Source organism: Streptomyces lucensis JCM 4490 (assembly GCF_014650035.1).
Lineage (GTDB): Bacteria > Actinomycetota > Actinomycetes > Streptomycetales > Streptomycetaceae > Streptomyces > Streptomyces lucensis.
Map to the genome: position 1 here is coordinate 160,162 of NZ_BMUE01000009.1, position 26,827 is coordinate 186,988.

The following is a 26,827-nucleotide window of genomic DNA, read 5'->3' on the forward strand; positions in this document are numbered from 1 at the left end:
GGATCAGCGGCATGCCGCTTCTCCCTGACTGGGCCACCTCCCCGGTGATGACCGTGGCGCTCCTCATCCCGCCCGTGGTGCTCGGCCTGCTCGCCGGATGGCTGATCCGCCAGCAGCGCCGCCGGCGGCATCACACCCACCGCTGGCATGGAACCGCCGCGGTGCCGGTCGCGGCCGTGGCCGCCCTCGGCTGCACCGCGTACAGCGCGGACACCAGCTGGCGGTTCGCCGCCGACTACCTCGACATGGGCGGCACCGCCGAGCGCGTCGCGATGTTCGCCGCCGCCGAGCTGGCCTTGTTTGCCACCGCCCTGATGGCCCGGCAGAACCTCAACGGCCCGAGGCAGGCACCTGGCCTGCCCGGCACCCTCACCTGGGTCATCACCGCAGTCCAGGCTCTGCCCGCCTACGCCGAATCCGGGCCGGTCGGCGGCACCGTGCGAGCCTTCGTCGGCCCGGTCATGGCCGCGATGCTGTGGCACCTGGCCATGGGCATCGAGCTGCGCCACCGCGCCCCCGACGCGGCCTCACGCGGCCTGGCCGCCGTCCTCGTCCGCCAGGCACGCGAACGCCTCCTGGCTCGGCTCGGCATCGCCGACCAGGACGCCGATGCCGCCCGCCTCATCCGCGACCGCGCGCTGAGCGAAGCTGTCGCCCTGATCCTGCGCGCCGAGTCGATGACCGACCGCCGGCGCGGTAAGCGGCGGCAACGACGCCTGGCGGAACGCCTGCACGAGGCTCTGGAGCGGGCCGGCGTGGACGGGCATCCGCTCCAGGACGAGCTGCTGCTGCGCAAGCTCGCCACCCGCAAGCAGGCCCTCGGCCTCGCTTCCATCACGCTGCCGCCGCGATGGGAGGTCCCGGCCTCCAACCCCGCCCGGGAATCCGGGCACAGCAGCCCGCGCGCCGGCCGCACCGCACAACTGCCCCGGGCAGAGGAAACTGCCCGCCCACACCCGTCAGATCCGGGTGACGACGAGGTCCCTCCGGCTGCCCGCCCGCAGCCTGCCCGCCCGGAGCCCGGGCCGCCCGCACGGGCAGAAACTGAAGACAGCCGGGCGCTCACGGGCAAGACCTCGGGCAGCCCTTCGGGCAGGTGCGAGCGGAAACCGGCTGCCCGGAAGAAACGCGACGCTGGCAAAGCCCGTGCCTCCGACGAGGACATCCTCAAGCACGCTCGCCGCATCCACGAGGAGACCGGCAGCGTCGGACGCAACCGGGTCGAGGACGCCCTGCGCGCCGCCGGCTACACCGTCTCCAGCGACGGCGTCGGACGAGTCGTCCGCGAGTTCAAGGCCCAGCTCAAAGCCGCAGCCGGCCATCCACCCCGCTGATCCCCGCAGCACCAGCACTCCCGACCACACCCCGACCTGAAAGGCCCCATGCAGACCCCGCACCACGAAGACCCCATGGCCCCCGAAGAATGCCTGCCGTCCAATCCTGCCCCAGACGGAGCAAGTTGGTGCAGGAGCATTGCTCCCGTCGGGAGCAATGCTCCTGCCTCTCCCGCGTCGGCAGCGGCGGGAGCGGATCGGCACCGGGAGGCGCCGACCCGTCAGGATGCGACCGAGGGCGGATCGCATCCTGAATGGGAAGAACCGCGTCCCTGCCACAGCACCGACTGCGCTCACGCTGCCCCGTCGAAGCCCCGTGTGCAACAACGTGAACGTCTGCGTGATGAGAAGAAGCGTATGCACCAGCCCAGCTGCCGCATGAACGACGACGAGTACCAACTCCTCCTCCGGGCAGCCGCCGTGTGCCACATGAGCGTGGCCGGGTTCCTTGCCCGCTCGGCTCTCAACGCTGCCCGCGACCTCGACCGCACCGCCGCGGACATCGCGGGCGAGAAAGAGATGCTGCAGGAGCTGTTCGCGCTGCGGCGACACCTCGGGCAGATCGGCAACAACCTCAACCAGGTGGCCAAAGCACTGAACTCCGGAGCCGACGCCCCGCAGGCCGAGGCGGTCCTCGCCGCTGTCCAGCGCGCCGCCAAGCGCGTCGACGCCTTCACCCAGCAGCACCTGGACCACAGGATGGCTGCGTGATCCCACGCGTCCACGCCAGGGGCACGCGCACCATCGGCCTGCTCCACTACCTGTACGGACCCGGCACGCATGAGGAGCACGTCGACCCGCACCTGGTGGCAGCCTGGGACGGCCTTGCCCCCGATCCCGGCCGAGACCCCGGCGCCACGTACGGTGATCTCCAGCGGCTGCTCGACCAGCCGGTCATGGCCCTGCCCGAGAGCCGGCGGCCCGCCGAGCACGTGTGGCACCTGTCGGTACGCGCTGCCCCCGAAGACCCGATCCTGTCGGACGAGCAGTGGGGCGAGATAGCCCGCAGGATGGTCGCCGCCACCGGTATCGCCCCCGACGGCGACGACGCCGCCTGCCGCTGGGCGGCCGTCCGGCACGCCGACGACCACATCCACATCATCGCCACCATCGTCCGCGAGGACGGCCGCCAGGCCCGCCTCCGCCAGGACGGCAAACGCTCCCAGGCCGAGGCCCGCAAGATCGAGATCGACTACGGGCTCCGCCGCCTCCACACCGGCGACGGCACCGCCGCCCGGCGGCCCACCAGCGCCGAACACCACAAAGCCCAACGGGAAGGCCGCGAGCGCACCGCGCGGGAGGAGCTGCGGGAGACCGTGCGCCGCGCCGTTGCTGGCACGGCCTCCACGGAGGAGTTCTTCGACCGCCTGGCCGCCGCCGGTCTGCTGATCCGCAAACGCGTCGCGCCCTCCGGTGATCTGCTCGGCTACAAGGTCGCGCTGCCCGATGACCGCAACAAGGACGGGGAGCCGGTCTTCTACTCCGGTTCGAAACTCGCACCCGATCTGTCCCTGCCCCGCATCCGCGAACGCTGGGCCCTTCCCGCGGAGCCCACTTCGGCGGACGGCTCCGGGCCGGAGCAGCCCGCTCTGCCGGACGTGACAGGTCCCGCGTTCGCACGGCGCCGGGCCGCCGCCGCTACCTGGCAGGCCCTTCTGATCATCGACCACGGTGACGACGGCACGGCAGCGGCCCAGATCGCTGCGGCGGGTGAGGTCCTGGACGCGCTGGCCAAGACCTCCGCCGCCCACACCCGCGCTGAACTCCGCGAGGCGGCCTTCGTGTTCGAGCGGGCCAGCCGCTCCCACGTGAAGGTTGTACGCGGGCACGACCGCGCCCTGCGCCAGGCCGCCCGCGACCTCGTCCACAGCGGACCCGCCCTGGGCCGCGGCGAAGACGGCGCCACCACCGCCATGCTCATCGACATGGCCTTCTTCCTCGCCATCGCCGCGGCGAACTGGCACGCGAAGAAGCACCACAGCCAGCAGGCCGCAGCAGCCCGGCAAGCAGCCGAACACCTGCGCGCCGCCTACCAAGCCGCCGCAGGTGAGCCCATGGCCGTCCTCCGCCAGCGAGGCCAACGCCTGGCCCTGCGTGCCCGGCAGCGGCAAGCCGACCTCCTGCACGAGGTGCTGCCGGACCTGGCCGCACGGATCCAGACCGAACCTGGCTGGCCCGCCCTGGCCGCCACCCTCGACGACGCCCGCAGAGCCGGCCATGACCCGACGGCTCTGCTGGCTGACGCTGCCCGGCGGCGCGAGCTCGACACCGCGACCTCGATCAGCGATGTCCTCGTCTGGCGGCTGCGCCGCAGCGCCCACCTGCCTGCCCTGCCCGAGCGCCCTCACGACACACCCGCGCGAGGTAGCCGACGCCAAGGGTCGGCGGCGCCCCGCGCGCTGCCGAAGCAGGGCGGCCTGAACGACCCCAGCCGTCGGCGCTGACCAGCGAAAAGCCGGCGGAATATAGCCGACGATCGGCGGTTGGGCAAAACGCCGATTCTCCGGATCATTTATGCCTCCACCCACCCCACTCCTGTGAGGAGCACCTGTACGCCCACAACCCAAGCCCGGCCCGAGATCGTCGTCCTGCTCTGCGACGCGGACATCAAGCGCAAGCGCGAGACCAACACGTGGAACCACCTCGACGGGCGCCCGTTCAGCAAGGAGGAACGGGCCCTGGTCCTCAGTGCCACCCGCGTCGAGTTCGAAGAGATACAGGAGCAGTTCAAGCGATACCGTGAGTACCGGCGCACGGTGGACGAAGCTCCGGATGCTCTGGAGCGCTTCCTGGCCCCGTTCATGGAGCGGCTCGCCGAGAAGAAGCTTGGCAACGCCGTCGAGCTCATGAACGAGGAGGAGCGAGCCGAGCTCGATCACCTCCTCGGGCTCATCGTCGAACCAGTCCGTCCCTTCGCCCCGTACGCCCTCTGAGCCTGGGCCCCGCGCCGGCGCTTCCCCAACGCGCTGGTGAGTGGCTCCCAAGACCGAGTCGGCATCTGACACAGAGGCGTGTGCGTTCCAAGCGATAACCGGTAGGACTCGTCGCGCTGAACGAAACACCGGGCGTGGGGACGGACCGCTCCCTGTAACCGCGGACTGTGATGTCACGCAGACGCCGACCAAGGCAGGCAGCACGAAGCCGGGCCTCCCCCAGGGGAGGTCCGGCTTCCAGGCGTTGGATGGCCCTTAGCTGGCTGGAGCGCGCAGGAGCCGGTCGCGTGTGCTCTCCGGCAGCACCCGGCGCAGGACCGGTGCGCTGGAGCTGAGGGAGTCGGCGAAGGCGGCGACGAGGTCGTGCGGCACGCTGCTGCTGAACGACGCGGCCCACAGGTAGCCAGCGCCGAACACCGGTTCGGCCCACGCCTGCCACCCGGCCAGGACCGCCTCGTCAGCCTCAGCCAACAGTGCCAGTGGGTCGCCATCCTGGATGAGGGGCGGCACCTCACCGAGGCGGACGTGGGAGGCGAACGTCGGATCCACCGCGCCCGTGCCGGGCTGGTCGACGTCAAGCAGCCAACCGCGCGCCGTAACCGCGTCGAGGACCAGCTCGGGACCACCGAGCGACAGGGCAGGCTGATCGCGGGCGTCGAGCGCGGCAAGGAAGCCGGCGAGGACCTCCCCCGGGACATCGGGGGTGAAGTAGGCCGACCACTGGGCGAGCGGGCTGCTCATGTCCGTACGAGCGGACACCTGCCAGGCGATCGGCAGGTTCCCCAAGTGGAACGGCTCGTCCGGCAGGACCCACTGCGCCCACCGCAGGGAGTCTGGGCTGATGTGCAAAACGGTGCTGCGCAGGACCTGACGGTCGTCCGGCGCCTCTTCCGGCTCCTGGCGCCCGCGGACGATCGTCAGGCTGGTCCAACCCAATCTGCCGAGTGTTTCGGCGACGGAGTCGTACAGGCGTCCGTCGTCACCAGCCAGGTGCCGGGGACCGACCCAGTACGCGGACGGGACGTTCGTCGGGCTGGGTGGGCCGAACGGGAAGTCGGGGTGCAGGTATGCCTCCAAGGGCTTGGGAGTCTTTGTGCTGCCAGCTGGTACGCGAAGCTGGATGGGCGTGCCAGGCTGGCTGTGCGGCGTTCTGGGTGACGGGTTGGACCAATCCCGTGTCCCCACGTCTCCCCTGCGCCAGGTAGGCGGCGGGCCGTCCGAGTCGGGCCTCTACTGTCACAGCTGCTGGGAAGTCTCCAGTACACGAGTCACTGCGGCGGCGACGACTTCCGCCGGCGTCTCGGTGTCGAAGGAAATCTGGTAGCCGCGCACCTTGGCCGTTCCGGTTACGGCGATTTTCCACCCCTCGCCGTCGGTGCCAGGGCGCCCGAGCGGGAACCATCCAAGGTAGAAGCGCCCGTCCTTCGAGTTGACGTGTACGTCCGCGCGGTCGTCCACGACGAGGTGGAAGTCGTCGGCGGAGAACTGATCCATCACGAGCGTGGCCTGAGCCGGGCCGAGCAGCCACTCACGCAGCCGCAGGGCCTCGACGGTGGTGGAGAATCCGGGCCCCTGGGGCGCCGCAGTCACGGGCAATCACCTCTTTGACCTGGTCTTTTTACAAGAAGGTCGTCTAGGTTCACATGCCCTTGCGGCGCTGGCCAGTCATTCGTGGATCTTTGCTGTCTGCCCCCGGCGAACTGATACGCAGAGCGCGAGACCTCGCTGTCCAACTGCGAAAAACGGCGTGCGCGCGGTGGGGCCAGTGCTGATAGTTGCCGCATGGACGCGATCGAGGCCGCACGCGCCGTCGTAGACGAACGGCACCCCGAAGCACGCGCCGCGTTCCTGGGCGGCAGCATCGTGACGGGCCGCCGAACGGCCACGTCGGACCTCGACATCGTCGTCCTGCTCCACGGAGCCCCAGCCCCGTACCGGACCAGCCTCCATTACGCCGAGTGGCCGGTGGAGATGTTCGTGCACACCGAGGCGACATGGCACGCCTACGTCGAACGGGAACTACGGAAGCGCCGGTCACCGCTGCTTCGGAGCGCGCCTCGCCGCACAGGCCCGGAAACTGACCGCCGCAGGACTACCCCCGGTGTCGACGGAAGAGATCGACGACCGCCGCTACGCGATCACGGACCTCCTGGACGACCTCGCAGGAAGCAACGACCAGAGCGAGTGCCTGTTCATCGCGACCGAACTGGTCCGACGCACCGGTGAGCTGGCGCTGGCCGTTGGCGGGTCGTGGAGTGGCGGTGGGAAGTGGCTGGCACGCCGTCTTGAGACGACCGCGCCAGGGCTCAGCACACGCCTCCACCACGGCCTGCAGGAGGTGCTGAGCGGGAGGGTCGAGCACCTCGTGGCCGTCGTGGACGAGGTGCTCGGGCAGGCCGGCGGCCGATTGTGGGTCGGCTACGAACGTGCTGGAGATCCCTGAACGATCCCACGCTGCGGACGTCGCAACGGCTGTTCCTCCAGATGCAGATCACTTGACGGAGAGCAACGCCCGAGTCTCCTCGGCGCACCCCCACGACAGCGTGACGCCAGCACCGCCGTGCCCGTAGTTGTGCACGACCACGGTGCCGTCCTCCCGCACCTCTTCCTCCACACGGACCGTGGCGCGGGTCGGTCGAGCGCCGATCCGGTGCTCCAGCACACGGGTCTGGGCGAGTCGGGGCTCGACCTCGGCGCAGCGGGCGAGGATGCCGACAGCCCCCTTGTCGTCGGAGGCCAGATCGCCCTCGCCGTCGATCGCTGTGCCGCCCAGGACGACGGTGTCGCCGTGGGGGTAGAAGCACAGGAGGTCCGGGGAGAGGCCGGTGTCCTCGGAGAAGAACTCGGTCAGCCCCGGGTTGGTAGCGACGACGTGCTGGCCGCGGATGGGCCGGAGGTCAGGGTCCGGAACCAGGTTGCTTGCGCCAAGGCCCGCGCAGTTGATGATCGCCGAAGCGGGACCGGCGTCCGAGAGCGAGGTCAGCCGTCGCTGCTCGACCACACCCCGGCATCGCGGAGCCGGCGCAGGAGGTAGTCGAGGTGGGTGGGCATGTCGATCAGTGGCACGGTGAACCGGTAACCCGCCGTGAACCCGGCCGGAAGTTCGGCCCGCTCGCACGGTCGGAAACCCGGCAAAGTGGTGGCCCACTCCGGCGCGGCTTCGGCCGTGCGGGATGCCTCGATGCCACTGGTGAGCCGGACGCCCGTCGCCGGGTCCTGGGCCAGCTCCCGGAAGATCTTGAGGGACCGTTGTCCCCACTGTTCGACCTTGTCCTTCGGCTCGACCAGGTAAGGCCCCCACATCGCCCCGGCCGCCAGCGACGTGACACCAGGCACCTGTTCGGCGATCACGTGCACCGAAGCCCCGGCCTCGGCGAGAACGACGGCCGTGGTGAGCCCAGCCAACCCAGCCCCGACAACGACAACGTGCTTCCCTGCGGTCACGAGGCCGACCCTATGCACCGGGTAACTTCGACAGGGCATGTTGCGCAAGTCCGTGATTGCCCCTGTCCCAAAACACCTCTCGTGCCGTCGCACTCACCTCCCGCTCCGCCGCCCGAAGCGGATCAGAAACTCGTTCTCCTCCGGAAAGGTGTCGCCCTCGCTGAAGTCCGCGAGCCGCTCCTTGACCGCGATCTCAAATTGCGGCAGTCGATCGCCGAAAAGGTGGGGTGCGGCGAAAGAGGTGGAGTAGAGGTAGCCGAGGATGCTCTCAGCGGTCCAGGTGCGGTGCACGGGAATCCGCGCCTCCTCGACCCGGCCGAAGGGCGACTCCTCCATGATCTCGCTGTACGGGCGGCTGTGGTGCTGAAAGGTGCCGGAACCGGCACGCCGTTCCTCGCCGAGGAACGTCTTGATGACATCCCGCACTGCCTCCTTCCAGGGGTTGGTCGCGGTCCAGAAGCTGCTGTCCCCGAGGATGGCCACGACACCGTCGGGTGCAACCTGGTCGTCCAGTGGGGCCAGGACGGCGGTCTGGTCGAGCCAGTGGAACGCGCGGCAGATCGTGACCAGGTCGGCCTTCCAGCCGGCAGGCGGCACGAAATCCTCGGCGGTGCTCTCGACGAGCGGCAGGCGCGTCCCTTCGGGCAGCTTCGGACGCAGCGCCGACTCGGCCGTAGCCAGCATGTCGGCGTCGCTGTCGATGGCGATGATGTCGTCGAAGTGGCCGAGCAGCGCCTCAGCCACCAGTCCGGTGCCGGTGCCGATGTCCAGCAGGCGACGCTGGCCGCGGGACCGGTGCGGAGCAGCCTGGTCCAGGGTCTCGGCGACGTCTTCCGGGATACCAGGGCGGAACTGACGGTAGTAGCTGGCGGTTCCAGCGAACAGGCTCATGTGATCTCCTCCCCTGAGGTACTGGGTGTAACCGAACGTAGCGGTTGGTTTCTCGTGTTTGACTACCTCGCGCTGCCCCGCTGCTACGGTCGCCTGTATGACGCTCTCGGTCTCCACGAGTCAGACTGTTGACCTACGCGTGCGGCCAGTTGACGAGGTTTTGGATCGCGTGGCCCAGTCTCTGCAGGTGCGTTTCCTACCGGAAACGGTGGTACGCAAGCGTCGGTCTGTGGGAGCACGGACCGACCGCGAGACCTGGGTCCGCATCGAGCGACGCCTGCTTGACAAGATCAGCGATCAAGGATGGAACGGCGCGGAGTGCGCCGCCCGCTTGGACGGCGTCGCCCAGCCGGCATGGCGGGGATGCATGGTCTGGCGGGACACGAACGAACAGGTGATGTGGCGGGCCGACGAAACTGACCTTCTGCCCGCCGCTCCAGTCGGAAACGCCATTCTGAGTGAGGCCCCGGAACTTTCGGACGAGTGGTGGGACAGGTTGAACGCCTCTCTGGACGCGCTCGCAGCGCACCAGACAAGGCGAGTCGCCACACCCGACACCGAGACCATCAACCAGACGTCAGTCACCGAGGCCATTCGGGCTGTCTTTCCCGGCGATTTCGATACGACCGTCCAGCGTTGGGTCCCCGCCCACGCCGACCTGAACTGGGCCAACGTCACGGCGCCGGTGTTCAGCCTCTTCGACTGGGAGGACTGGGGGAACGCCCCACAGGGACTGGACTCAGCCTCACTGTGGGCGAGCTCGCTTGCCGTCCCGTCTCTGGCCGATCGTGTACGGCAGGAGCGTCGGCGGGACTTCGAGAGCCGGGACGGCAAGCTGATGACGCTGTTCGTCTGCTCGAAGATCCTTGGGCCATACGCGCACCCTGAGGATCCTCGGTTGGAGCCTGCACAGCGCACGGCCGAGCAAGTCATCGAGGAACTTCAAGCAGAGTGATGAGGCGAGCGGTCGCGGAGGAGCTTCCGATACTCCTGGACGGTCCGCTCCTCCACCTGGCCTGCCAGAGCTCCGACGAGTTCCCCCAAGTGGGTCGGCTCGTCGGTTCCCACGGCGATGGAGCCGACCCGCGGGAGATGGTAGGCGACTCTGAATGCTGCCTGGACGCGGGAGAGCCGACGGCCGTCCCGGAGGAAAAGGCGCGGGTCCAACCTGGCCCACACCGAGGCACTGGTGCTGCCCCCAAAGGGGCTCATCCCCCAGACCTCGCCACAACCCAGATTCCACGCATCGATGAGGTTGTCCGCCGCGGCCAGCGTTCTGGTGCCGACCAGCAAGCCGGCGCGCACCATGAGAACCGATGGCCTCGGCACGGTCAGGTCGACCACGCTCAGCACCGGTGACGGATCCCACGACGCGACCCCCCAGGCGCCGCACAGCCCCTTAGCTTTGGCGTCATCCAGGGCGGTGCACGCCGCTGCAAGCAGATCCTTGTCGTGCGGGACAGCTTTCCGGAGCGAGTGTTCCGGGTTGTGCAGGAACACCAGGTCCGGCTCCCGCCCCAGGTTCTTGGCCGCCTCCTCCACGGCCGAAAACAGCCGCGTGGGATCCAGGGAGTGCTCCGCCCCGTCGGACCCCGGGAAGTAGCCGACCTTCGTGGAGACCGTGAACTTCGGCAGCAGGTCACCGGCTGTCCGAGCCAGGACCTGGTGCGAGCGGAAGCCAAGGTAGTTGGTGCTGGTGTCGAGCGCGGTGACGCCCAGGTCCAGCGCCCCGGTCAGGAGCCGGCGTTCGTGACGAGACCGGTGTAGCCCGAGGACAACTCGGGGGTCAGGACCGCGCACAGCTCCTCCTTCACCAGGATCTCGGCGACCTCCACCACTTCGGCCCCTGCGACGGCCGCGGCCTGTTCCAGCACGACCGGCCTGCCGCTCAACAGCAGACGCAGCGCCGGCAGGGCCTTGGCCGCGAGGGTCAGCCTCTTCCCCGAGGCCAGGACATCGACGGTCTCCCCGCTCTCCCGGATCCCGGGATGGAAGTGGGTGGTGCACACGACGGCGTCGAGCGGCCCGAGGATGTCGAGGAACGGCACATGCCTGGGCAGGGTCGTCTCCTGCTCGTACGCGGCCAGATAGTCGGCCGGGGAGCGCTCGCCGAGCAGTGCCGTGGCGGCCTCGGCCAGAGCCGCGCTGTCGGGAACGTGCCAGCGGTCCAGATCGTGCCTGAAGATCTCGTGCTCCCGGCTCCAGTCGGCTAGCCAGGCGAGCCAGCTTGCGCCGGTGCGCTTGGTGATGCCGAACGTGACGTGGAGGCTCTTCCCCGAGCCGCTGCCGGTCCTGGTCGCCTGGTGCCAATGGCCTCGGGGGATGTGCATGACGTCACCAGTCCGCATCACTCCGGACCAGATGATCTCGTCGCTCGGGATGGTGTTGGGGTCGGAGTCCCGGTACATGGGGACCTTGCGGGAAGCCGCGCGCACCTCCCATTCCTTCTCGCCAGCCAGCTGCACGATCACGACGTCGTGGTCGTCCCAGTGCAGGGGGAAGCCAGCGGCGTCGTTCGTCGTCAGGTACGCGTTGACCTGCACACGCTCATGGGACCACCACTGCAACGCCCGGCACGCGACCTCCATCGTCGGGTCGAAGACGTTGGCCTGGTCGAGGATGAGCGTCGCGCCTTCTCGCAGGAGGTTTCCGAGGCTTCGCATGTTGACCATAGGGATGCTCTGGCCCCGGGGGCTGACGCTGTCTGTGTAGTAGACAGCCGGGTGCACCTCCACACCCTTCTGGAAGCACCGGAACTGCGGGCGGTTCAGGCTCCTGCGCATGGCGATGTCGAGCAGCCGGTTGGGGGTCAGGAGGCGGGAGAGGAGCGCGGGGTCCTCCAGACCGCCCCGCGCGAAACCCTTGCCCAGCTCCTCGGCCCCGCTCCACCCGAGTGCTGTCTCGATCGCGTTGATCAACCGATGTTCCATCGCTGTCCTTCCAAGGGTGTGGTCGCCTGATGTGGACACGGCTGGGGCCGGCACGGCCAGACGTGCCGGCCCCAGCCGCTTGGTGCGCGCGTGCCTACTCGCTGTCGTGCAGGTTGCCGTCGCCGCCCGGCCACGGCGCGTCGCCGGAGCTTCCGGCGTTGTCGGACCGGAGGCTGTCGTACCGGTCGTGGACGGCGGTCAGCTCCTCGACCGCCATCAGCAGGCCGCTACGGGCCGGAGGCGGTGCCGTGCGCTCTTCCACCTCGTGCTCCTTCCTCTTGGGTCTCCCGCCGGGACTCCGGCGGAAGGTCAGGGCCGCCTCACGGCCGTGGGAGAGATGGATTTCCGTGAGGCGGCGGTCATTGGGCGGCCCCGTGAGCCGCAGCTCTGCGCCTACGTCCGCATGGACTGACCGCTCATCGGCAGAACGGCCGCGTCCTGACGCATGTTGGCCTCCAGGACGCGCTGGTCCAGTTCGTATAGGCACGCCCGGCACGCGAAGAGAGCCGCGTGCATGCCGCTCGACCGGACGGGCCCGATCCACGTCACCTCGACGTCGTCACGGCCACACCACAGCCAGCACTCGCCATGCGTCTGCCACTCATGCCTGTCCCACAGCGCATAGGCCGTCGGCTCGCCGGTGACGGGGTCGATGTCGCGGCGGGTGGGGCGGAAGACCACATCGCGCTCTGGAGACAGAGCCGCTCGTACTGCGTGCCTCCCCATCAGGCGACCCCCATTGTCAGCGACTTGGGCTCGGCCCCATCCCGGTGCTTGGCCCACATCGCGAATAAGCCACGCGGTCCAGCGGCAGCCGTGCTCGTCTCCACCGCCATAGGCAGCGCCATCTCGGCCCATACCCGCTTACCGGCGCCGACGGGCTCCCAGGCACAGCGCGCCGAGAGCAGTCGGACCAACGCCAAGCCGCGCCCGTTCTCGTCGTCCGGTTGGGCACCCCGTGTCCGCGGAACCGACGGATCGCCGTCCAGGACATCAATCACCAAGCGACCGGGCCGGTTGAACAGGGTGACGGTGACCGGCCCCGCCCCGTGGACCACGGCGTTGGTGATGAGTTCCGATGCGACGAGTCGGATGGCGTCGGCAGTCTCCTCGTCCAGCGGCACACCCCATGCGCGTACCTTGTCGACGATCTCGCGCCGAGCCGGGGGCACCTCGGATTCGATACCCGCGAGGACGAACCGATGGACGAGCGTGGGCATGTCGGACGCCTCCGAAGAACTGGAGAGCGGCTCCATCCCCGACGGGGGGGCACAGGATTGGAGCCGCCGATCTGAGGAGCCGCTCCGCGAGCGTTCAACTGAACTCGCTCGCGGGCGGCTGATACTCAGTCAACGGCGGTGCCCCGGCACACCGGAACGTTTCTAGGGGGTTTCTCCTGGGGACGCCCTCCCCGTACTCGGACACGCGAAGTAGCCTTCCACCTACGTCTTGAGCGGACGACAGGAGTGATGACGTGCCTACCGAGCCGTTAGCAGTCCACCCCCTGACCTTCCTCCTCCAGACGCGTGGATGGGGCAAGGCCGAGTTCGCCCGGCTCATGCAAGACCACGGGAGGAAGCTCGGGATCCCGCTCGCGACCAACCGGACGACTGTATGGAAGTGGGCACAGGGTCAGGAGCCGGACGCGGACGCCCAGCGCGTCCTCGCCGACCTGCTGGGCGTCCCGTACGAGCAGGCGCGTGCGGAGGGATGGCCCCGCTGGCTCCCTGTCTGGGAGGTGACCGGACTCACCGCTCCGTGGACAGAGGCCGGTACCGTCGAGGCATTGTCCGATCTGGTGGGGAGTGGACGGATGGACCGCAGAGGCTTCCTCACCATCACAGGAGCCGCCCTGACCGGTCTCGCGGCGAGCTGGGTGGACGCGCCCTCCGCCATGGCCGCGGCGCTCAACGGCGACCGGGTCACGGACACGATGGTCTCGACGATCGAGCAGCGCATCAGCACCCTCCGCACGCTCGACGACCAGCTTGGCGGCGCTCGACTGCTGGAACAGGCGCGTGGCGACCTGGCTCTGGTCACCGGTCTCCTCGACGGTGGCCGCTACTCCGACAAAGTCAGGATCCGGCTCTACGCGCTGGCGGCCCGCGTGTCGCACCTGACCGGATGGATGGCCTACGACGCTGGCCTACGATCCGCAGGCCAGCGCTATTACGTCGGTGCCCTGCGCAGCGCCCGCACCGCCGGCGACGACGCCTTCGGCGCGTTCATCCTCGCCGAGATGGGCGTGCACGTCTCCGAGGCCGGGCGCACCGCCGAGCGTGTGGACCTCATCTCGACCGCCATTGACAACGCGCCACGCTCTCTGTCGCCCTGCACCCAGTCCTTCCTCTACCTGCACAAGGCAGAGGCCCTCTCACGCGACGGCGACCACCGCGAGGCAGGAACGGCCCTCAACCGTGCCACCTCCCTGTGGGAGCGCCAGGTGACGGACGACAACCCCGACTGGCTCGACTGGTTCGGCGAGGCACAACTGCGGTCGACCGAGGGAAAGGTCCTGTTGCGCTCGGGGCAGGTGGAACGCGCAACCAGTTCCCTGGAGACTTCCGTGACGAGAGCCGCCCCCCGGGACAAGGCCGTACGGTCAAGCCGTCTCGCTGAGGCGCGGCTCGCCGGCGGCGACCTGGAGGGTGCGTTGGACGCCGCGAACTACGGCGCCGAACTCCTGGAGGACAGCGTCAGCTCCATTCGGGCCCTGAACCGCCTCAAGGAGTTCTCCACACGGCTGGAGCCGCACAAGTCCGTCCCCTCCGTGTGCGAGTTCCGGGAGCGCCTGCAGGAACTGTCCGTCGCCGTTTGACGTCGACCGTCTCACCACCAGGGTGAGCCCGTCTCGGTGAAGAGGGCTGCAAGACTGCCAGGATGGCCGATATGACGACGATCTACGGTGAGGTGGCATCAGGGTTCGAGCCGGTGCGGGCGGCGTTCATGGAGAACTTCACCCGGCACGGGGACCTCGGCGCGGCGGTGTGCGTGTACCGGAACGGCTGGCCGGTGGTGGACCTGTGGGGTGGCGTGGCCGACGCCGAAACCGGTGGTCCTTGGACGCGGGACACGCTGCAGCTGGTCTACTCGGCGACCAAAGGCGCGACGGCGACCATGGCGCACATGCTGGTCCAGCGCGGAGCGCTCGACTTGGACGCGCCCGTCGCGAAGTACTGGCCGGAGTTCGCCGCGAACGGCAAGGCTGACATCCCTGTGCGCTGGCTCCTGTCCCACCAGGCCGGCCTGGTCGCGTTGGATCAGCCGGTGCCGTTGAAGGAGGCGCTGGCCTGGCACCCGATGGCGGCGGCACTGGCCGCTCAACGCCCCCTCTGGACTCCGGGCACAGCGCACGGATACCACGGCCGGACCTGGGGCTGGCTGGTCGGCGAGGTGATCCGACGGGTGTCCGGCCGCTCACCGGGCCGCTTCTTCGCCGACGAGATCGCGGCCCCACTGGGATTGGACTTTTTCATCGGCCTGCCCGCCAGCGAACGCAACCGAGTCAGCCGCATGGTGTACCAACGGCCGAACGTCGACCTCACCACCCTGCCCACCGAGTCGGTCCCCGAGGAACTCCGCGAGCAGGTCGCCGCTTGGCGGGACCCGAACTCATTCAGCAACAGGGCATACGCCGTCACCGACCCGCCCGAGATCGACTTCGACTCACCGGAGGTGCAGGCCGCGGAGCTCCCGGCCTCCAACGGCATCGGCACCGCACGCGCTCTTGCCCGCATGTACGCCGCGCTGATCGGCGAGGTGGACGGCGTGCGCCTACTCTCCCCGGACGCCCTGGCGTCAGCGACCGAGGAGCAGGCCCGCGGGAAGGACCAGGTCATGCTGATCCCCAGCCGCTTCAGCGCCGGGTACATGCTGCCAACCGAGAGCAACCCGATGACGGGGCCAGACGCCTTCGGCCACACTGGCCGAGGAGGGTCGCTCGCCTTCGCCGATCCGGAGCACGGTGTTGCCTTTGGGTACGTGATGAACAACATCATGGGGGGTACGGACGACGTCCGCGCGGCATCTCTGGTCGACGCGGTGCGAAGGTCGCTCGTGTGAGGGCAAGATCCGGGATGGCTCCGCCGGAGAGCATGAGCGCCCGGAGCACGGTCGCGGCGGCTACGCCGCCAGCCGCCGGTGCCCAGCCGAGGTGGAAACCGCTGGAGCGGAGGTGATGCCGATGACCTCTACCCGAACACCCCACGTTTCGAGTGTCCTCGCCGTCTGTACCAGGGTGACTTGCGAGAACGGAAAGAGGGTGTTCGCGGTGAGTTCCGTGCCATCCTTCAGCAGGATCGCAAAGACGACCTTCGTATGCCGGTAGTTCTCCGGCAGGCCGCGCCCCTTTCGGACCGCGGCCACCTTCTCGGCGAACCGTTCTCTCGCCTCCGGGGAGTTCCGCAGCGTCTGGACCGCGACAAGTGCCTGACTGAAGAGATGGCTCAGTGCGTCGGAGCCCTTGGCACGCTTAACCATGACCAGGACGTTGTCCGGGCTCAGCAGGTCACAGATCTCCACGCCGTTCCCGCGGTGCAGCGCGGTCTGGACGTTGTTGCGGTCGAAGCAGACGTACCCGGGCCGCTGGTCCGGCACGGACTCGTTGTAAGAGCGCTCCGTTTCTCCGAGGACCCACGGGGGCAGGTCCACAGATGGGGAGCTGGTAATCAGCCTCTCGACGTGCGTGCGGATTGTCTGCAGGTACCCCTGGTCGATCTCGTACCAGTGCTCGTCCATCAGGAAGAAGCGGCGAGAGCCGAGAGATACTTCCGCCTCGATCCACCGAAGCGCCCCGGACGCCCAGATTTCGTCGGCGCGGTCGGCGCGACTGTGCCGGTAGAGGGTCACGGTTCCTTCCCGGAGGGCGGCTACGCGGCTACCCGGTCTCTGGACACGGGCCCGGCTGAGGACGTAATCGAGGTTAAAGTCGTCGGTCGATCGGCCGGCTGTGTCGCTGTTGATCCTCGCTCTGAACGCTCGCGAGGCCGTGTAGTCGTCCCAGTGATCGGCGGGGACCGCAGCGCTGATACTCCCGTCGGGCTCCCGCCCCAAGAGGTCGTCAAGGGCGGCCTCCAGGGAGGTAAGGAGACTCGGATCGTCGACGGGTACGACGTGCTCGACGAACTCCAGCTCCGGGCTCGGCCTCTCCTCACGCAGCATACGGGCGATCGCACGGATGTCGGCGATGAGGTCGCCGCCCTCCACACCGAGCCGCAGACGCAGGCCGGCACCGCCCTCGACGCTGGAGATTCTCGCCGGGTTGTCACGGGAGATGGTGAGCGGAATGTCGTCCAGGTGGCCGCCGAGGCGGCGCACGATCTGGGCGTGCTCGACGATGCCCAGGCTCCACACGGAGGCGCCACCCGGGATCAGGGTGATGTCGGTACGCCCTCCCCCCGGGGTGTGGGCAACCAGGTCCCGGATCCTCCCGGGGTCCACCCGACGGGACGCGAAGCCAAGCCCGAAGCGGTGGTCCTTCAGCCGGTCGGGGACCAGACGGAAGCCCTGGTCGTAGCCGATGGCGTAGACCTCGCCGTCGACGGCGAGCATCAGCAGTCCGGCTGAGCGATTGACCGGTCGTGACACCTCGATACCCGTCGTGAGGAAGATCTCGTCGCACCAGCTCGCGACGGGCTGCTCGAAGCTGCCGGTGACCAGGACCGCCGGTGCACCAAGGTTCTCGGGGAAGCCGATATCCGCGCGGACCCTCTCCAGCTGGTTCGGGTCCAGGGAGTCGAACATCGAGTCGACGGTGGGAGCGACGCCCCTGAGGCGGTACAGCGTTCGCTTGGACGTACGGGTTGCCATGGTGCCTCTCCTTGTGCAGGTCGGCGATAACCGCCCTGGTGGTTTCGTTCTCACGTGCTTCCCCCCTCCTGGCAGCGGCCCCTTGTGCCGAGTGGATCAGAGGCTGCCCTGTTGCCGAACCGGCTGGTGGCTCGGTCGGCTCGTAGTCAGCAACCCATCAGTGAGACCAGCGCCGCGACTTCGCCGCGCCAGGCGCGAACCTGGTCCTCCGTGGGGCCGATCTCGTACTGGTGGTAGTGGCAGCCGAGGCAGAGCTGGCTCCAGGCGGCCTTGGCCCGGCGGGCGGTCCCGGCTTCGGCGTACCCGCGAAGCCAGAGGAACGCGGCACGCATGCTGCCTTCTCGAATCGCACGGGGCGCGCCGTGCGCGGTGAGGCAGGCGGCGACCGCGCTCTCCAGCGCGGCGCGGAGAGCGAAGGCCGCACCGCGGCATCGGCTCGCCGCAGTGGCGGTAAGGACGGTGGGTGGGTCGGACACGGTTGCTCCGGCCTCGGCAACGTGGAGCCCACCGGAGACAGGATCGGCGTCGCCCGCAACGAGACGGTCGGCAGTGTCCAGCAACTCACGAATCGTCGGGTTCACTGGTCGGCCACCTCCAGCTTGCGCACGGTCTGGGCAACAGCCTCGATGTCCCTCACGAACCGCAAGGGCTCCGGCATCAGGGTGCCGGACGGGTGGGCACCCTCCTGGCACCGCCGGACGAGGTCCACCGCCGCGGGACCACAGCGTCTGCGCAGCTCGCGGTAGACGTCGCTCGCCGTCCTCGACGGGTCCCCGAAGAGTCCCAGGGCAGCGATGTCCTTCAGCCTGACGGCAGCCATAACGGTCTTCTCCGCCTCGTGCTCGGTCAGTCCGGCGCGGTGCAGCCGCAGCCAGGCCGCCTCGGAGAAGGCGCGTTCCAGAACGGTGCGGCAGAGGCCGGGCAGTACGTGGGTCAGCGCGGGCGGCGGCAGGTCCGGCGTACGGGCGAGGGCGTGTGCGTCGCTCAGCGCTTGGCCGACCGGGTCGGTCACCCGGCGCACGGTCACCGTCGAGCGCTCCTCTCGCTCCACCTCCAGAACCGTCACCGGGAGTTCCTGGTTAGTGAAGGCCCGCTGGAGCCGAGTGTCGTGGGTGAAGACGATGACCTGGCGAGTCTCGCCGAGGTCATGCAGGACCTTCGCGAGGCCGTGGACCTTAGCAGGGTCCATGGACTGTACGGGGTCATCGATGACAACGAACCCAAAGGGGCTGTCCGGTGCGGCGGCACGCGGCAAGAAGAGCGAGAGCGCGAGGGAGTGCAGCTCGCCCTGGCTCATCACGCCCAGCGCGGCGGCCTCCGTACCGTCCACGGACACGTCCATCACCAGCTTGCGCACGGCGGCTTTGTCACTGCCGGTCAGGCGCACGGAACGCAGGTCCACGTTGCTCTGCTGGCGCAGTTCCTCCCAGATACCCTGCGAGTGTTCTTCGAAGGGCCGCAGCCGCTCCCCGCGCAGCTCGGCACACGCCTCCTTGAGCCACTTGCGGGCCGCCTTGACCTGGCGCAGCCGGGGCTTGCCCACATGCGCGGTCCGGGCCCGTACGAGCCAGGCGGCGAGGCGGGTGACGCAGCGCCGCCACTCCTCATCGAGCTTCTCCAGCTCCCGGGCGGCCTCCTCGCGCAGGGCGGTGCAGGCATCGGCGAGGACGAGCGCGGCGGTCTCAGCACGGGCGGCGAGCCGCTCGGCGTCGTCGATCGCCTGGCAGGCCGCCCACTCCTCCCACGGAACGACCAGCGGAGCGGGCAGCCAGGCCGGGACCTGCGTGACGAGGAAACGGACGGCGTCCATCGCCTCCCGCAGCTCGGTGCGGGCTTCCTGCGCGGCGGCGGCCTCGCGCCGCAGGGCCGCCACCTGCTCGGCAGCCCCCTCAGCCCATGCCTCGTCGAGCGGCCGGTCGGATCCGCACACGGGGCAGGCGGCCTCGTCCGCGTGTCGCCGGCTGTGGTCCAGAGCCTTGGACAGCAGTTCAGCACGCTGGTGGGCGTCTTCGACACCCGAGGCGCGTACGTCGTCCAATACGGCGACGGCCTCGCGGAGCCGGTCCACGGCCGCGCCGATCGCGCCGAGGTCGGGACCCGACAGCTCGACGGTCGCGCGAAGCTCCCGCAGACGCTCGTCGTCCGCGTCGGGCAGTCCGGTCACGAGGGCGTCCAACACCCCAAAATCGGGAGCCCCAGACGCACTGACGGCCGCGAGCGCGCGTGCCGCCCGTGGGTCGTCCAGCGCGGAGAGCGCCTCGACGAGGGCGGGCAGCTCCGCCTCGACCGCCTTCACCGCCGAGTTGAGCTCCTTCTCGACGGCCTGGAGCCGCTCGTCCGCGGCTGCCAGCTCGCCGAGTCCGAGGATGGTGGCTACCGAGTCGTACAGTTCGCTGGGCCTGCCGCTGATGACCTTGTCGAGATCGGAGTACGACAGGAAGGGCCGGTAGTTGTGCAGCGCCCGCTCCCAGCCGGCCTCACTGAAGGGCCGCCGCCCCTGACCCGGCCGCTTGAACTCAACCTCGGGAGCCGTGACATCGCCGCCCGGCCAGGTGCACGTCAGCGTGGACGGCTTGGCGTCGCCCGCGGTGGAGAGGCGGACCTCCACCTTCGGCTCGGTCCCGTCGTGCAGGTTGCGCCAGTGTCGGCGCCACACCTCGCCGCGCTGCTTGTCGAGACGGGCTGTCCGGCCGGTGAACGCCGTCTCGACGCCCTCTGCGAAGCTGGACTTCCCCGAACCGTTACGCCCCACCACGAGGGTGACACCCGGCTTCGCGGTCAGCGGCAGACGGGCCTTGCGGCCGATGCCGCGAAAGCCCCTGACGCTGATGCATTCGAGGAACACCCGCTGATCCGGGTGCGGGCCGGCTGACGCGCCCGCGCCAGTTCCCGGCCCGCCCAGCGCCTCGCGGAGCATCGCCTTGACTCCCTCGGCGACGGTGGACGCTTCGAGGCGGCCGGTCAGCTGGGAGAGCGTCGAGGGGCCGCCGCTGCCGGGGGCCTGTCCGGTCTGCTCGACGGGCTCCGGGGGCTCGTGGTGCTTGAGGTTTTCCGTCATGGCGCTCTCCGCCCTCTCCTGGTCCGTTCCGGTGGGAAGTCGGCCGGGCAGGAGCGGTGAGCGAGAGGGGATGAGCCTCCGGCGATTCGCGAGCCCGGTGCGATGGAACAGACGTTAGGGACGGAGGAGTGCCGTACTCCATTGATTCGGCGATAACCAGGGTTATCGCAAGTTGCGTACTTGCCAGAGGAGTTGATGGCGAACCGGCACGTCGACCCATACAGCCTTGCCGACTGGACGACGAGTCTCCGATCCTCGACGCCGGGTCAGAACATCACCGACGCGACCGGATCCAGCACGCCTGGCCGTGGCGGGCGCGGGCGGGCGGCCCGGACTCGGTCCGCCCGCCGCCCACGTTCCGGCCTACTTCGCGGCAGGCGCCCACAGGGCTGCCACGATCTCCATCTGCTTGAGGACCAGGTCGACCGCCTCGCGCTCCTCCTCCGGCGGGTAGTCGAACATCGCCAGCACCCGGCGGATGCGCGTGCGCAGCTTCGCCCGGACAGGCTCGCGGGAGAGCCAGTCGACGGAGAGGTTCTTCCGGATATCACTCACCAAGGCTCGGGCGATCTTGGCGAGCGTTTCCTGGCCTCCCTCCATCAGCTCGGCCATGTCACGGTGGGCGACCGCGTCGTAGAAGGCCAGCTCCGCGTGGGTGAGCGGCGGATCGAACTGTTCGCCGCGGCGGGCCTCCGCCGACACTTCCCTGGCCAGGGCGGCCAGTTCGGCAATCACCTGGGCACTGGTGAGCTGCTGGAGCATGTACCGCTTCATCAGGTCGTCGAGGCGCTTGGAGAAACTCTCGTTCCGGACGACGTTGTGCTTCGTAACCTCGCGCATCTTCTGCTGGATCATGCGGCGTAGTGCCTCGGTAACCAAGTGCGGGGTCTCCGAGTCCTCCAGCTTGCGGAGCTGCGCCTCGTTTAGGCGAGTGATGTCCAGCCGGCCGATGCCGGCCTCCGCGTACAGATCGGTGATCTCGTCGGCATCAACGACCGAGGCCGCCAGGGCCTGGAGGTAGCGCTGGACCTCGGCGCTGAGCGGTTGCCCGCTCGCCTCGCGCTGAGCGGCGTCGAGCTTGATCATCCAAGCCCGAACCTCGCTGAAGAAGGCGATGTCGCGACGCCAGTCGTCCAGGTCCTCGCAGCGCTCCGCGATCTCTCGGCTCATCGCGCAGACGCGGTAGAAGCGGTCGAGGCGGGCGGCGCTGTCCTTGAAGCGGACGGAGAGCGGCCTGGCGCCGGGCTCGACTTGGTTGCCCGGGTTTTTCGGGTCGCGCAGGAAGTCAGCGGTCAGGCGCAGTGCGCGCCTACGGGGGTCTGGTCGCCCCGTGTCGGCCAGCCACTCCCTCCAATGGCACCCGACCAGAAGTCCCTTGATAGTTGACAGTTCGTTCTTGACCTCGGTGATGGCCCGCTCGATGTCCGCACCGAGCGTCTGGTCCTTGCGGTCCTGGTCCGAGTATTCGCGCAGGGCCTTGGTGAGATTGTCGGTAAGGGGCGCGTAACCGACCAGAAGGCCGTCCTGCTTGCCCCGGAAGCGGCGGTTGACGCGGGCCAGGGCCTGCATCAGGTTCGCGCCCTGCATGGGGCGGTCCATGTACAGGGTGTGGATCGGCGGCGCGTCATAGCCGGTGAGCAGCATCGAGTGGACGATGAGCAGTTCCAGCTCGTCGTCCGGGTCCTTGGCGCGGGCCTGTACGACCTTCTGCTGGGACGGCCGCAGGGCGTGCTTGCGCAGGTGCTTCTCGTCGGAGGGGTCGCTGTGGAAGACGATCTTCATGACGCCCTCGTCGGCTTCCTTACCGACCCAGCCCGGCCGCCGCTCGGCCAGCGCGTCGAAGAGCGCCACGCAGATGTCCCGCGTCATGCAAACAACCATCGCCTTGCCGGGACCGCCGAGGTCCGGCTTGACCAGTTCTCGGCGCTCCTCCCAGTGGGCGATCAGGTCATCGGCGAGTTTCGCTATCCGGTCGGGGGCGCCGTAGACGGTGTTCATCGCCGTGGCGAACTTAATCGCGCGGCGCCGCTCAGCGTCGTCCATACCCTCAGTAAGGGTGTTGGCCTGCTCGTCGATCTTGCCCGGGTCCACGTCCTTCGGTAGGTCGACCTCAATGACGCGCGGCTCGTGGAACACGCGGACCGTGGCGCCGTCGTCGACGGCGCGTTTCAGGTCGTAGATGTCGATGTAGTCGCCGAAGACTGCACGGGTGTCGGCCTCGGCCTTTGAGATCGGCGTGCCGGTGAAGGCGAGCAAGGTGGCGTACGGGAGGGCGTCGCGCAGGTGGCGGGCGTAGCCGTCGAGACTGTCGTAGTGCGAGCGGTGCGCCTCGTCGACGATCACCAGGATGTTGCGGCGCTCGGAAAGGAGCGGGTGCGACTTGCCGGCGGCCTTCTCCTCCTTGCTCAGGCCGAACTTCTGGAGGGTGGTGAAGACGATTCCGCCGACGGTGCGGCTCTTCAGTTCGGTGCGCAGATCTTCGCGCGAGTTGACCTGGGTGGGCTCCTGCCCGAGAAGGGTCCTGCTGTCCTGGAAGGTGTCGTAGAGCTGGTCGTCAAGATCATTGCGATCAGTGATGACGACGATGGTGGGATTGTTCAGAGCGGGGTGGCGGGAGACGAGCGCGGCCGTCTCCACCATCTCCTCCGACTTACCTGCGCCCTGCGTGTGCCAGACGACGCCGGCCTGACCGGTCGACTGTGACGCCTCGACGACCGCGTCCACCGCCTTGTTGACCGCAAAGTACTGGTGCGGCTTCGCGATGCGCTTGCCTGAGAGAGGCTCGCCGGGCTTGGGCGGCGGAAAGTTGACGAAGTTGCGGGTGAGGGAGAGGAAACGGTCCTGGGTGAACAGGCCGTGTAGGGCCAGGTTCAGGGCGTCGAGGCCGTCGTAGCCGGGCTCGTTGGTGTCGACGGGCTTGCCCTCGTGGTCGACATTCCAGGGTGCGAAGTGCTCGTACGGTGTGAAGATTGTGCCGTACTTGGCGGTTATGCCGTCCGAGACGAGACAGAGCACGTTGTAGCGGAAGGCGATCGGGAAATCCGACACGTAGGTCTGGAGTTGCGCGTGGGCGGACTTGAGCGTCGCGTTCTCGTCAGAGGCGCTCTTCAACTCGATGACGGCGAGGGGCAGGCCGTTGACGTAGAGGACGATGTCGAAGCGACGGTGGCTGCCATCGGTTTCCCGGACAGTGACCTGGTTGACGGCGAGGTAGCTGTTCGCGTCAGGGTCCGTGAAGTCGATGAGGCGGACGGTCGGGGTCTGCTCGGCACCGAACTCATCTGTGTAGGTCAGCCGGATGCCGTCAGTGAGGTACTTGTGCGCCTGCCGATTCTCCGGGTATGCCTCGCGGGAGGCAGGGTCGGTGGCAATGCGAAGGGCTTCGTGGACGGCGGTGGAGGTCAGCTCAGGGTTGAGCTTCTCGATGGCCGCCTGGAGCTCGTCGTGCAGGATCAGGTCGTCCCAGTCACGGCGGTGGCCGGTGCCGGGGGCGAGATCCTTGCCGGCCTTCTTCTCCCAGGCAAGCTCAACGAGTTCGTCGAGGGCGAGGTGCTCCCAGGTGGACTCGGTCATCTTGGCGTCGAGGTGGGCGGGGGTGTGCCCGCTACCGCCTTCGGTGGTCATACGGCGTCCTCCACGATCTTCTCGGCGTCGCGGACACGGAGCTTGCCTGACATCAGTTGGGGGAGGAGAGTGTCGCGGAGATCAGCTAGTTTGAGCGACTCCTGCTCTGCGGAAAGCGCCCTATTCCAGAGGGGGCCGATTTGAGCGTCGAGCTTCTGCGTCATCGCGGCGCTCGGAGTTAGAACCGGCTCATCAAGGTGACGACGCTGGATGTGCCCCATGGTGGTTGCCTTGTCGGCGGCAATCGCACGGAACTCGTCGAGCTTCATCCTGAGAAGCTCCGCAACAAGCCACATCGGGCGATCACCTTTCGGTACTACCTTGAAGATGTGCTGATTCACAATCGCTTCAGGGCGGAACCATCGCGCCACGGTGAGGGATCCCGACCAAGCGAAAAGAACATCGCCAGGGCGGGCGAGGTGCTTCTCAGAAACCTCAATGTCGTTGTAGACCGTGGAGACCCCCGGGCCAGAATTAAGCTCAGCAATCCTGACAACCATGCGTCCCGTACCGGTTGCATCTTTAGTGAACGGACGCCCATTGATGAATTCTGCCGCATCGGAAAGCGCCTCTTGGCGAAACTCGCTGGGAGCCTCTGCATGCGCACCCAGATAGCAGGCCGACCTGAGAGAGTCGGCAATGGCCGTAATATGCTCATTGGCCGCGATCTTGTCATCCAGCGCCCCGAGGGCTGCGGCAATAGCCTGCTGCTCCGGCAGAGATGGCACCTTTAGAGCCAGCTTCTTTGCCGACGCAACGTTGAAATGCTGCTGCACGGCTCCGACCGTATGAGCCCGGACGAACTCCTCAGCAGTTTCATTGATGGCATAGCACATAAAGCGAACATCCACTCCAGGTGCCGGCCTGGCAATGACAAGGTCTGAGCAGTTCAACGGTCCAATGCCGTCTGGAACTACTGCAGCAACTCCTGGCTCTCCAGTGCGCACGATAACCAAGTCACCAGCATTCAACTGAGATTTGGCTAGCTCTCGATGGAAATTATCATCGATATACTTGAGACCAGCAAGGTCAAGACGACCCCGCTTGACATTCTGCGACCGCAAAAAGGGGATACCCTCGGATACGTAGCGCGATGCCATCGAGCCGACGTGTCCAACAGTGACTCGCGTACAAAGATCACCAAGCTCACGAACGGGCCACTCAGCCATCGATCCTCCTCAACTGCTCCCGCACCACTGCATCCAGCCGAGCCGACTCGTCCAGCTGCTCGAACAGTTCCTTCGTCAGCCGGGCGATCCGCTCCCCCACCGGCTCCGCGTCCGGGTCCTCCTCGGCCTCCGCCGCACCCACGTACCGCCCCGGAGTCAGCACATAGTCATGCTTCTCAATCTCCTCGATCGTCGCGCTGTAGCAGTACCCCGGGACGTCCTCGTACGTAAGACCTTTGTCCTTCGCCGACTTCGTGCCCCGCCACGCGTGGTACGTGTCAGAGATCTTCTCCAGGTCCTCCTCCGTGAGGATCCGCTCCGTGCGGTCGACCATCGTGCCCATCGCGCGGGCGTCGATGAACAGCACCCGGCTCCGTCGGTCTTCCATTGCCTTCGCGCCCTGCGGGGACTTGTCCTTCGTCAGGAACCACAGGCACGCCGGGATCGCCGTTGTCCGGAACAGATTGCCCGGCAGCGCGATCATGCAGGAGACCAGGTCCGCCTCAACCATCGCCGCGCGGATCTCGCCCTCGCCTGACTGCTTCGACGACATCGAGCCGTTGGACAGGACCACGCCTGCGCTGCCCCGGTCGCCCAGCTTGGAGACGATGTGCTGTAGCCAGGCGTAGTTGGCGTTCGACTGGGGCGGGACCCCGTACTTCCAGCGGCGGTCGTCCGTCTTCCTGGCCCAGTCCGACATGTTGAACGGCGGGTTGGCCATCACGAAGTCGGCCTTCAGATCCGGCAGCTTGTCGTCCGCGAACGTGTCCGCCCAGCGGTCGCCGACGCCCTTGGGGTCCATGCCGTGGATGGCGAGGTTCATCTTCGCCAGGCGCCAGGTGCGCTCGTTAGCCTCCTGGCCGTACACCGCGATGTCGTGCGTGTGGTCCTTGCCGCGCCGCTTCGCGACGAACTTGCCGCTCTGAACGAACATGCCACCCGAGCCGCACGCCGGGTCGTACACCCGCCCCTCGTACGGCTCCAGCACCTCGACGATCAGCCGGACGACACTTGCCGGGGTGTAGAACTCACCGGCCCGCTTGCCCTCGGCACGGGCGAACTTCTCCAGGAAGTACTCGTACGTCTCGCCCAGCACGTCCTGCGCCGGACGGTCACCGTGGCCGGTGAAGCGTGCGTCGCTGATGAGGTCGACGAGTTCCTTCAGGCGCTTCTGGTCGACGTTGTCGCGGTTGAAGATCTTCGGAAGGACGCCGGTGAGGGCCTTGTTGGCCTTCATCACCTCGTCCATGGCCGCGTCGAGGAGCTTGCCGACGCCGCCCTCCGCGCTGGCCGCATTCTCCGAGATGTAGTCCCAACGGGCGGTCGGAGGTACCCAGAAGACGTCCTTGCGGGTGTACTCATCCTTCTCCTCGAGGAAGGCCGCACGGCGATGCTCGGGGATCTGGGCCAGCTCCGGGTCGGCCGCCAGTTCCTCGCGGCGCTCGGCGAAGGCGTCCGAGACGTACTTCAGGAAAACCAGGCCAAGCACAAATTCCTTGTACTGCGCGGCATCCATGGAGCCACGGAGCTTGTCCGCGGCCTTCCACAGGATGTCCTGGATCTCCTTGGTGCTGGAGACGCCGGGCAGTTCGCCCTGTCCGGCGGCTTTCGCGGCTCGCTTGCGCGGAGGCATCGT

Annotated in this window: 21 protein-coding genes and 2 pseudogenes; 8 read left to right on the top strand and 15 right to left on the bottom strand. The window is 68.1% G+C overall.

Annotated features, from left to right (window positions below; genetic code table 11):
* The first annotated feature begins 11 nt into the window (after positions 1-11).
* From IE177_RS21575 to IE177_RS21590, 4 genes are all read left to right on the top strand, one after another.
* Positions 12-1,334 (top strand): hypothetical protein, encoded by a 1,323-nt coding sequence (locus IE177_RS21575; protein ID WP_190017006.1) that lies wholly within the window; start codon positions 12-14, stop codon positions 1,332-1,334.
* A gap of 357 nt (positions 1,335-1,691) precedes the next feature.
* A complete protein-coding gene (locus IE177_RS21580) occupies positions 1,692-2,045 on the top strand; it encodes a plasmid mobilization protein (protein ID WP_229816198.1) in 354 nt (117 codons plus the stop codon).
* Positions 2,042-3,778, top strand: coding sequence for a relaxase/mobilization nuclease domain-containing protein (locus tag IE177_RS21585; protein ID WP_190017008.1), 1,737 nt, complete (start codon positions 2,042-2,044; stop codon positions 3,776-3,778). The genes IE177_RS21580 and IE177_RS21585 overlap by 4 nt, the downstream gene beginning before the upstream one ends.
* 93 nt (positions 3,779-3,871) lie before the next feature.
* Positions 3,872-4,267: a hypothetical protein gene (locus IE177_RS21590; protein WP_190017009.1), complete on the top strand. Its 396-nt coding sequence runs from the start codon at positions 3,872-3,874 to the stop codon at positions 4,265-4,267.
* A gap of 255 nt (positions 4,268-4,522) precedes the next feature.
* On the opposite strand, the gene IE177_RS21595 is transcribed toward IE177_RS21590, so the two are convergent.
* Together IE177_RS21595 and IE177_RS21600 are read right to left on the bottom strand one after the other, a co-directional pair.
* Entirely contained in the window at positions 4,523-5,344 is an 822-nt protein-coding gene (locus IE177_RS21595) for an SPDY domain-containing protein (RefSeq protein ID WP_190017010.1), read from the bottom strand.
* 159 nt (positions 5,345-5,503) lie between these two features.
* The gene (locus IE177_RS21600) at positions 5,504-5,857 is read right to left on the bottom strand and encodes an SPDY domain-containing protein (RefSeq protein ID WP_190017011.1); all 354 of its coding nucleotides are present in this window, start codon (positions 5,855-5,857) and stop codon (positions 5,504-5,506) included.
* A gap of 192 nt (positions 5,858-6,049) precedes the next feature.
* On the opposite strand from IE177_RS21600, the pseudogene IE177_RS21605 reads away from it, so the two are divergent.
* Positions 6,050-6,710, top strand: a pseudogene (locus IE177_RS21605) (nucleotidyltransferase domain-containing protein).
* A 48-nt stretch (positions 6,711-6,758) separates the two neighbouring features.
* Here the strand turns inward: IE177_RS21605 and IE177_RS21610 are convergent.
* Together IE177_RS21610 and IE177_RS21615 are read right to left on the bottom strand one after the other, a co-directional pair.
* Positions 6,759-7,711 (bottom strand): annotated as a pseudogene (locus IE177_RS21610) (FAD-dependent oxidoreductase).
* Positions 7,712-7,804: 93 nt separating this feature from the next.
* Entirely contained in the window at positions 7,805-8,602 is a 798-nt protein-coding gene (locus tag IE177_RS21615; RefSeq protein WP_190017012.1) for a class I SAM-dependent methyltransferase, read from the bottom strand.
* A 97-nt stretch (positions 8,603-8,699) separates the two neighbouring features.
* On the opposite strand from IE177_RS21615, the gene IE177_RS21620 reads away from it, so the two are divergent.
* Positions 8,700-9,557 (top strand): hypothetical protein, encoded by an 858-nt coding sequence (locus IE177_RS21620; protein ID WP_190017013.1) that lies wholly within the window; start codon positions 8,700-8,702, stop codon positions 9,555-9,557.
* Here the strand turns inward: IE177_RS21620 and IE177_RS21625 are convergent.
* The 5 genes from IE177_RS21625 to IE177_RS21645 form a co-directional block, all read right to left on the bottom strand.
* Entirely contained in the window at positions 9,545-10,402 is an 858-nt protein-coding gene (locus tag IE177_RS21625; RefSeq protein ID WP_190017014.1) for an aldo/keto reductase, read from the bottom strand. The two genes, IE177_RS21620 and IE177_RS21625, sit on opposite strands and share 13 nt — an antisense overlap.
* Positions 10,336-11,532, bottom strand: a complete 1,197-nt coding sequence (locus IE177_RS21630; protein ID WP_190017015.1) for a JmjC domain-containing protein — start codon at positions 11,530-11,532, stop codon at positions 10,336-10,338. The genes IE177_RS21625 and IE177_RS21630 overlap by 67 nt, the downstream gene beginning before the upstream one ends.
* A 94-nt stretch (positions 11,533-11,626) precedes the next feature.
* Complete coding sequence (locus IE177_RS21635) at positions 11,627-11,794, bottom strand: hypothetical protein (protein WP_004939628.1); 168 nt, start codon at positions 11,792-11,794, stop codon at positions 11,627-11,629.
* 131 nt (positions 11,795-11,925) lie between these two features.
* The gene (locus tag IE177_RS21640) at positions 11,926-12,213 is read right to left on the bottom strand and encodes a hypothetical protein (protein WP_229816199.1); all 288 of its coding nucleotides are present in this window, start codon (positions 12,211-12,213) and stop codon (positions 11,926-11,928) included.
* A gap of 44 nt (positions 12,214-12,257) precedes the next feature.
* Entirely contained in the window at positions 12,258-12,752 is a 495-nt protein-coding gene (locus tag IE177_RS21645; RefSeq protein ID WP_229816200.1) for an ATP-binding protein, read from the bottom strand.
* Positions 12,753-13,006: 254 nt separating this feature from the next.
* Here IE177_RS21645 and IE177_RS21650 point away from each other — a divergent pair, with 254 nt between their 5' ends.
* On the top strand, positions 13,007-14,350 hold the full coding sequence (locus tag IE177_RS21650) for an NsdA family TPR-like regulatory protein (protein ID WP_190017017.1): 1,344 nt from the start codon (positions 13,007-13,009) through the stop codon (positions 14,348-14,350).
* 71 nt (positions 14,351-14,421) lie between these two features.
* Positions 14,422-15,594, top strand: a complete 1,173-nt coding sequence (locus tag IE177_RS21655; protein ID WP_190017018.1) for a serine hydrolase domain-containing protein — start codon at positions 14,422-14,424, stop codon at positions 15,592-15,594.
* Between the two features lie 60 nt (positions 15,595-15,654).
* Here IE177_RS21655 and IE177_RS21660 read toward each other — a convergent pair whose 3' ends face one another.
* The 6 genes from IE177_RS21660 to IE177_RS21685 all read right to left on the bottom strand — a co-directional run bounded on the left by IE177_RS21660 (position 15,655) and on the right by IE177_RS21685 (position 26,824).
* A complete protein-coding gene (locus tag IE177_RS21660; RefSeq protein ID WP_190017019.1) occupies positions 15,655-17,340 on the bottom strand; it encodes a TIGR04141 family sporadically distributed protein in 1,686 nt (561 codons plus the stop codon).
* A 146-nt stretch (positions 17,341-17,486) separates the two neighbouring features.
* Complete coding sequence (locus tag IE177_RS21665) at positions 17,487-17,921, bottom strand: hypothetical protein (RefSeq protein WP_190017020.1); 435 nt, start codon at positions 17,919-17,921, stop codon at positions 17,487-17,489.
* Positions 17,918-20,398, bottom strand: coding sequence for an AAA family ATPase (locus IE177_RS21670; RefSeq protein WP_190017021.1), 2,481 nt, complete (start codon positions 20,396-20,398; stop codon positions 17,918-17,920). Before IE177_RS21670 ends, IE177_RS21665 begins: the two co-directional genes overlap by 4 nt.
* Before the next feature lie 363 nt (positions 20,399-20,761).
* A complete protein-coding gene (locus IE177_RS21675; protein WP_190017022.1) occupies positions 20,762-24,022 on the bottom strand; it encodes a type I restriction endonuclease subunit R in 3,261 nt (1,086 codons plus the stop codon).
* Positions 24,019-25,191: a restriction endonuclease subunit S gene (locus IE177_RS21680; RefSeq protein ID WP_190017023.1), complete on the bottom strand. Its 1,173-nt coding sequence runs from the start codon at positions 25,189-25,191 to the stop codon at positions 24,019-24,021. The genes IE177_RS21675 and IE177_RS21680 overlap by 4 nt, the downstream gene beginning before the upstream one ends.
* Positions 25,184-26,824, bottom strand: a complete 1,641-nt coding sequence (locus tag IE177_RS21685; RefSeq protein WP_190017024.1) for a class I SAM-dependent DNA methyltransferase — start codon at positions 26,822-26,824, stop codon at positions 25,184-25,186. The genes IE177_RS21680 and IE177_RS21685 overlap by 8 nt, the downstream gene beginning before the upstream one ends.
* Positions 26,825-26,827: the final 3 nt, after the last annotated feature.

What these genes read in the sequence shown, in the direction of transcription:
- IE177_RS21630 (WP_190017015.1), bottom strand. Translation starts at nt 11,532, where the DNA reads ATGGAACATCGGTTGATCAACGCGATCGAGACAGCACTCGGGTGGAGC.
- IE177_RS21670 (WP_190017021.1), bottom strand. Translation starts at nt 20,398, where the DNA reads ATGACGGAAAACCTCAAGCACCACGAGCCCCCGGAGCCCGTCGAGCAG.
- IE177_RS21615 (WP_190017012.1), bottom strand. Translation starts at nt 8,602, where the DNA reads ATGAGCCTGTTCGCTGGAACCGCCAGCTACTACCGTCAGTTCCGCCCT.
- IE177_RS21580 (WP_229816198.1), top strand. Translation starts at nt 1,692, where the DNA reads ATGCACCAGCCCAGCTGCCGCATGAACGACGACGAGTACCAACTCCTC.
- IE177_RS21645 (WP_229816200.1), bottom strand. Translation starts at nt 12,752, where the DNA reads ATGCCCACGCTCGTCCATCGGTTCGTCCTCGCGGGTATCGAATCCGAG.
- IE177_RS21685 (WP_190017024.1), bottom strand. Translation starts at nt 26,824, where the DNA reads ATGCCTCCGCGCAAGCGAGCCGCGAAAGCCGCCGGACAGGGCGAACTG.
- IE177_RS21575 (WP_190017006.1), top strand. Translation starts at nt 12, where the DNA reads ATGCCGCTTCTCCCTGACTGGGCCACCTCCCCGGTGATGACCGTGGCG.
- IE177_RS21660 (WP_190017019.1), bottom strand. Translation starts at nt 17,340, where the DNA reads ATGGCAACCCGTACGTCCAAGCGAACGCTGTACCGCCTCAGGGGCGTC.
- IE177_RS21675 (WP_190017022.1), bottom strand. Translation starts at nt 24,022, where the DNA reads ATGACCACCGAAGGCGGTAGCGGGCACACCCCCGCCCACCTCGACGCC.
- IE177_RS21620 (WP_190017013.1), top strand. Translation starts at nt 8,700, where the DNA reads ATGACGCTCTCGGTCTCCACGAGTCAGACTGTTGACCTACGCGTGCGG.
- IE177_RS21680 (WP_190017023.1), bottom strand. Translation starts at nt 25,191, where the DNA reads ATGGCTGAGTGGCCCGTTCGTGAGCTTGGTGATCTTTGTACGCGAGTC.
- IE177_RS21655 (WP_190017018.1), top strand. Translation starts at nt 14,422, where the DNA reads ATGACGACGATCTACGGTGAGGTGGCATCAGGGTTCGAGCCGGTGCGG.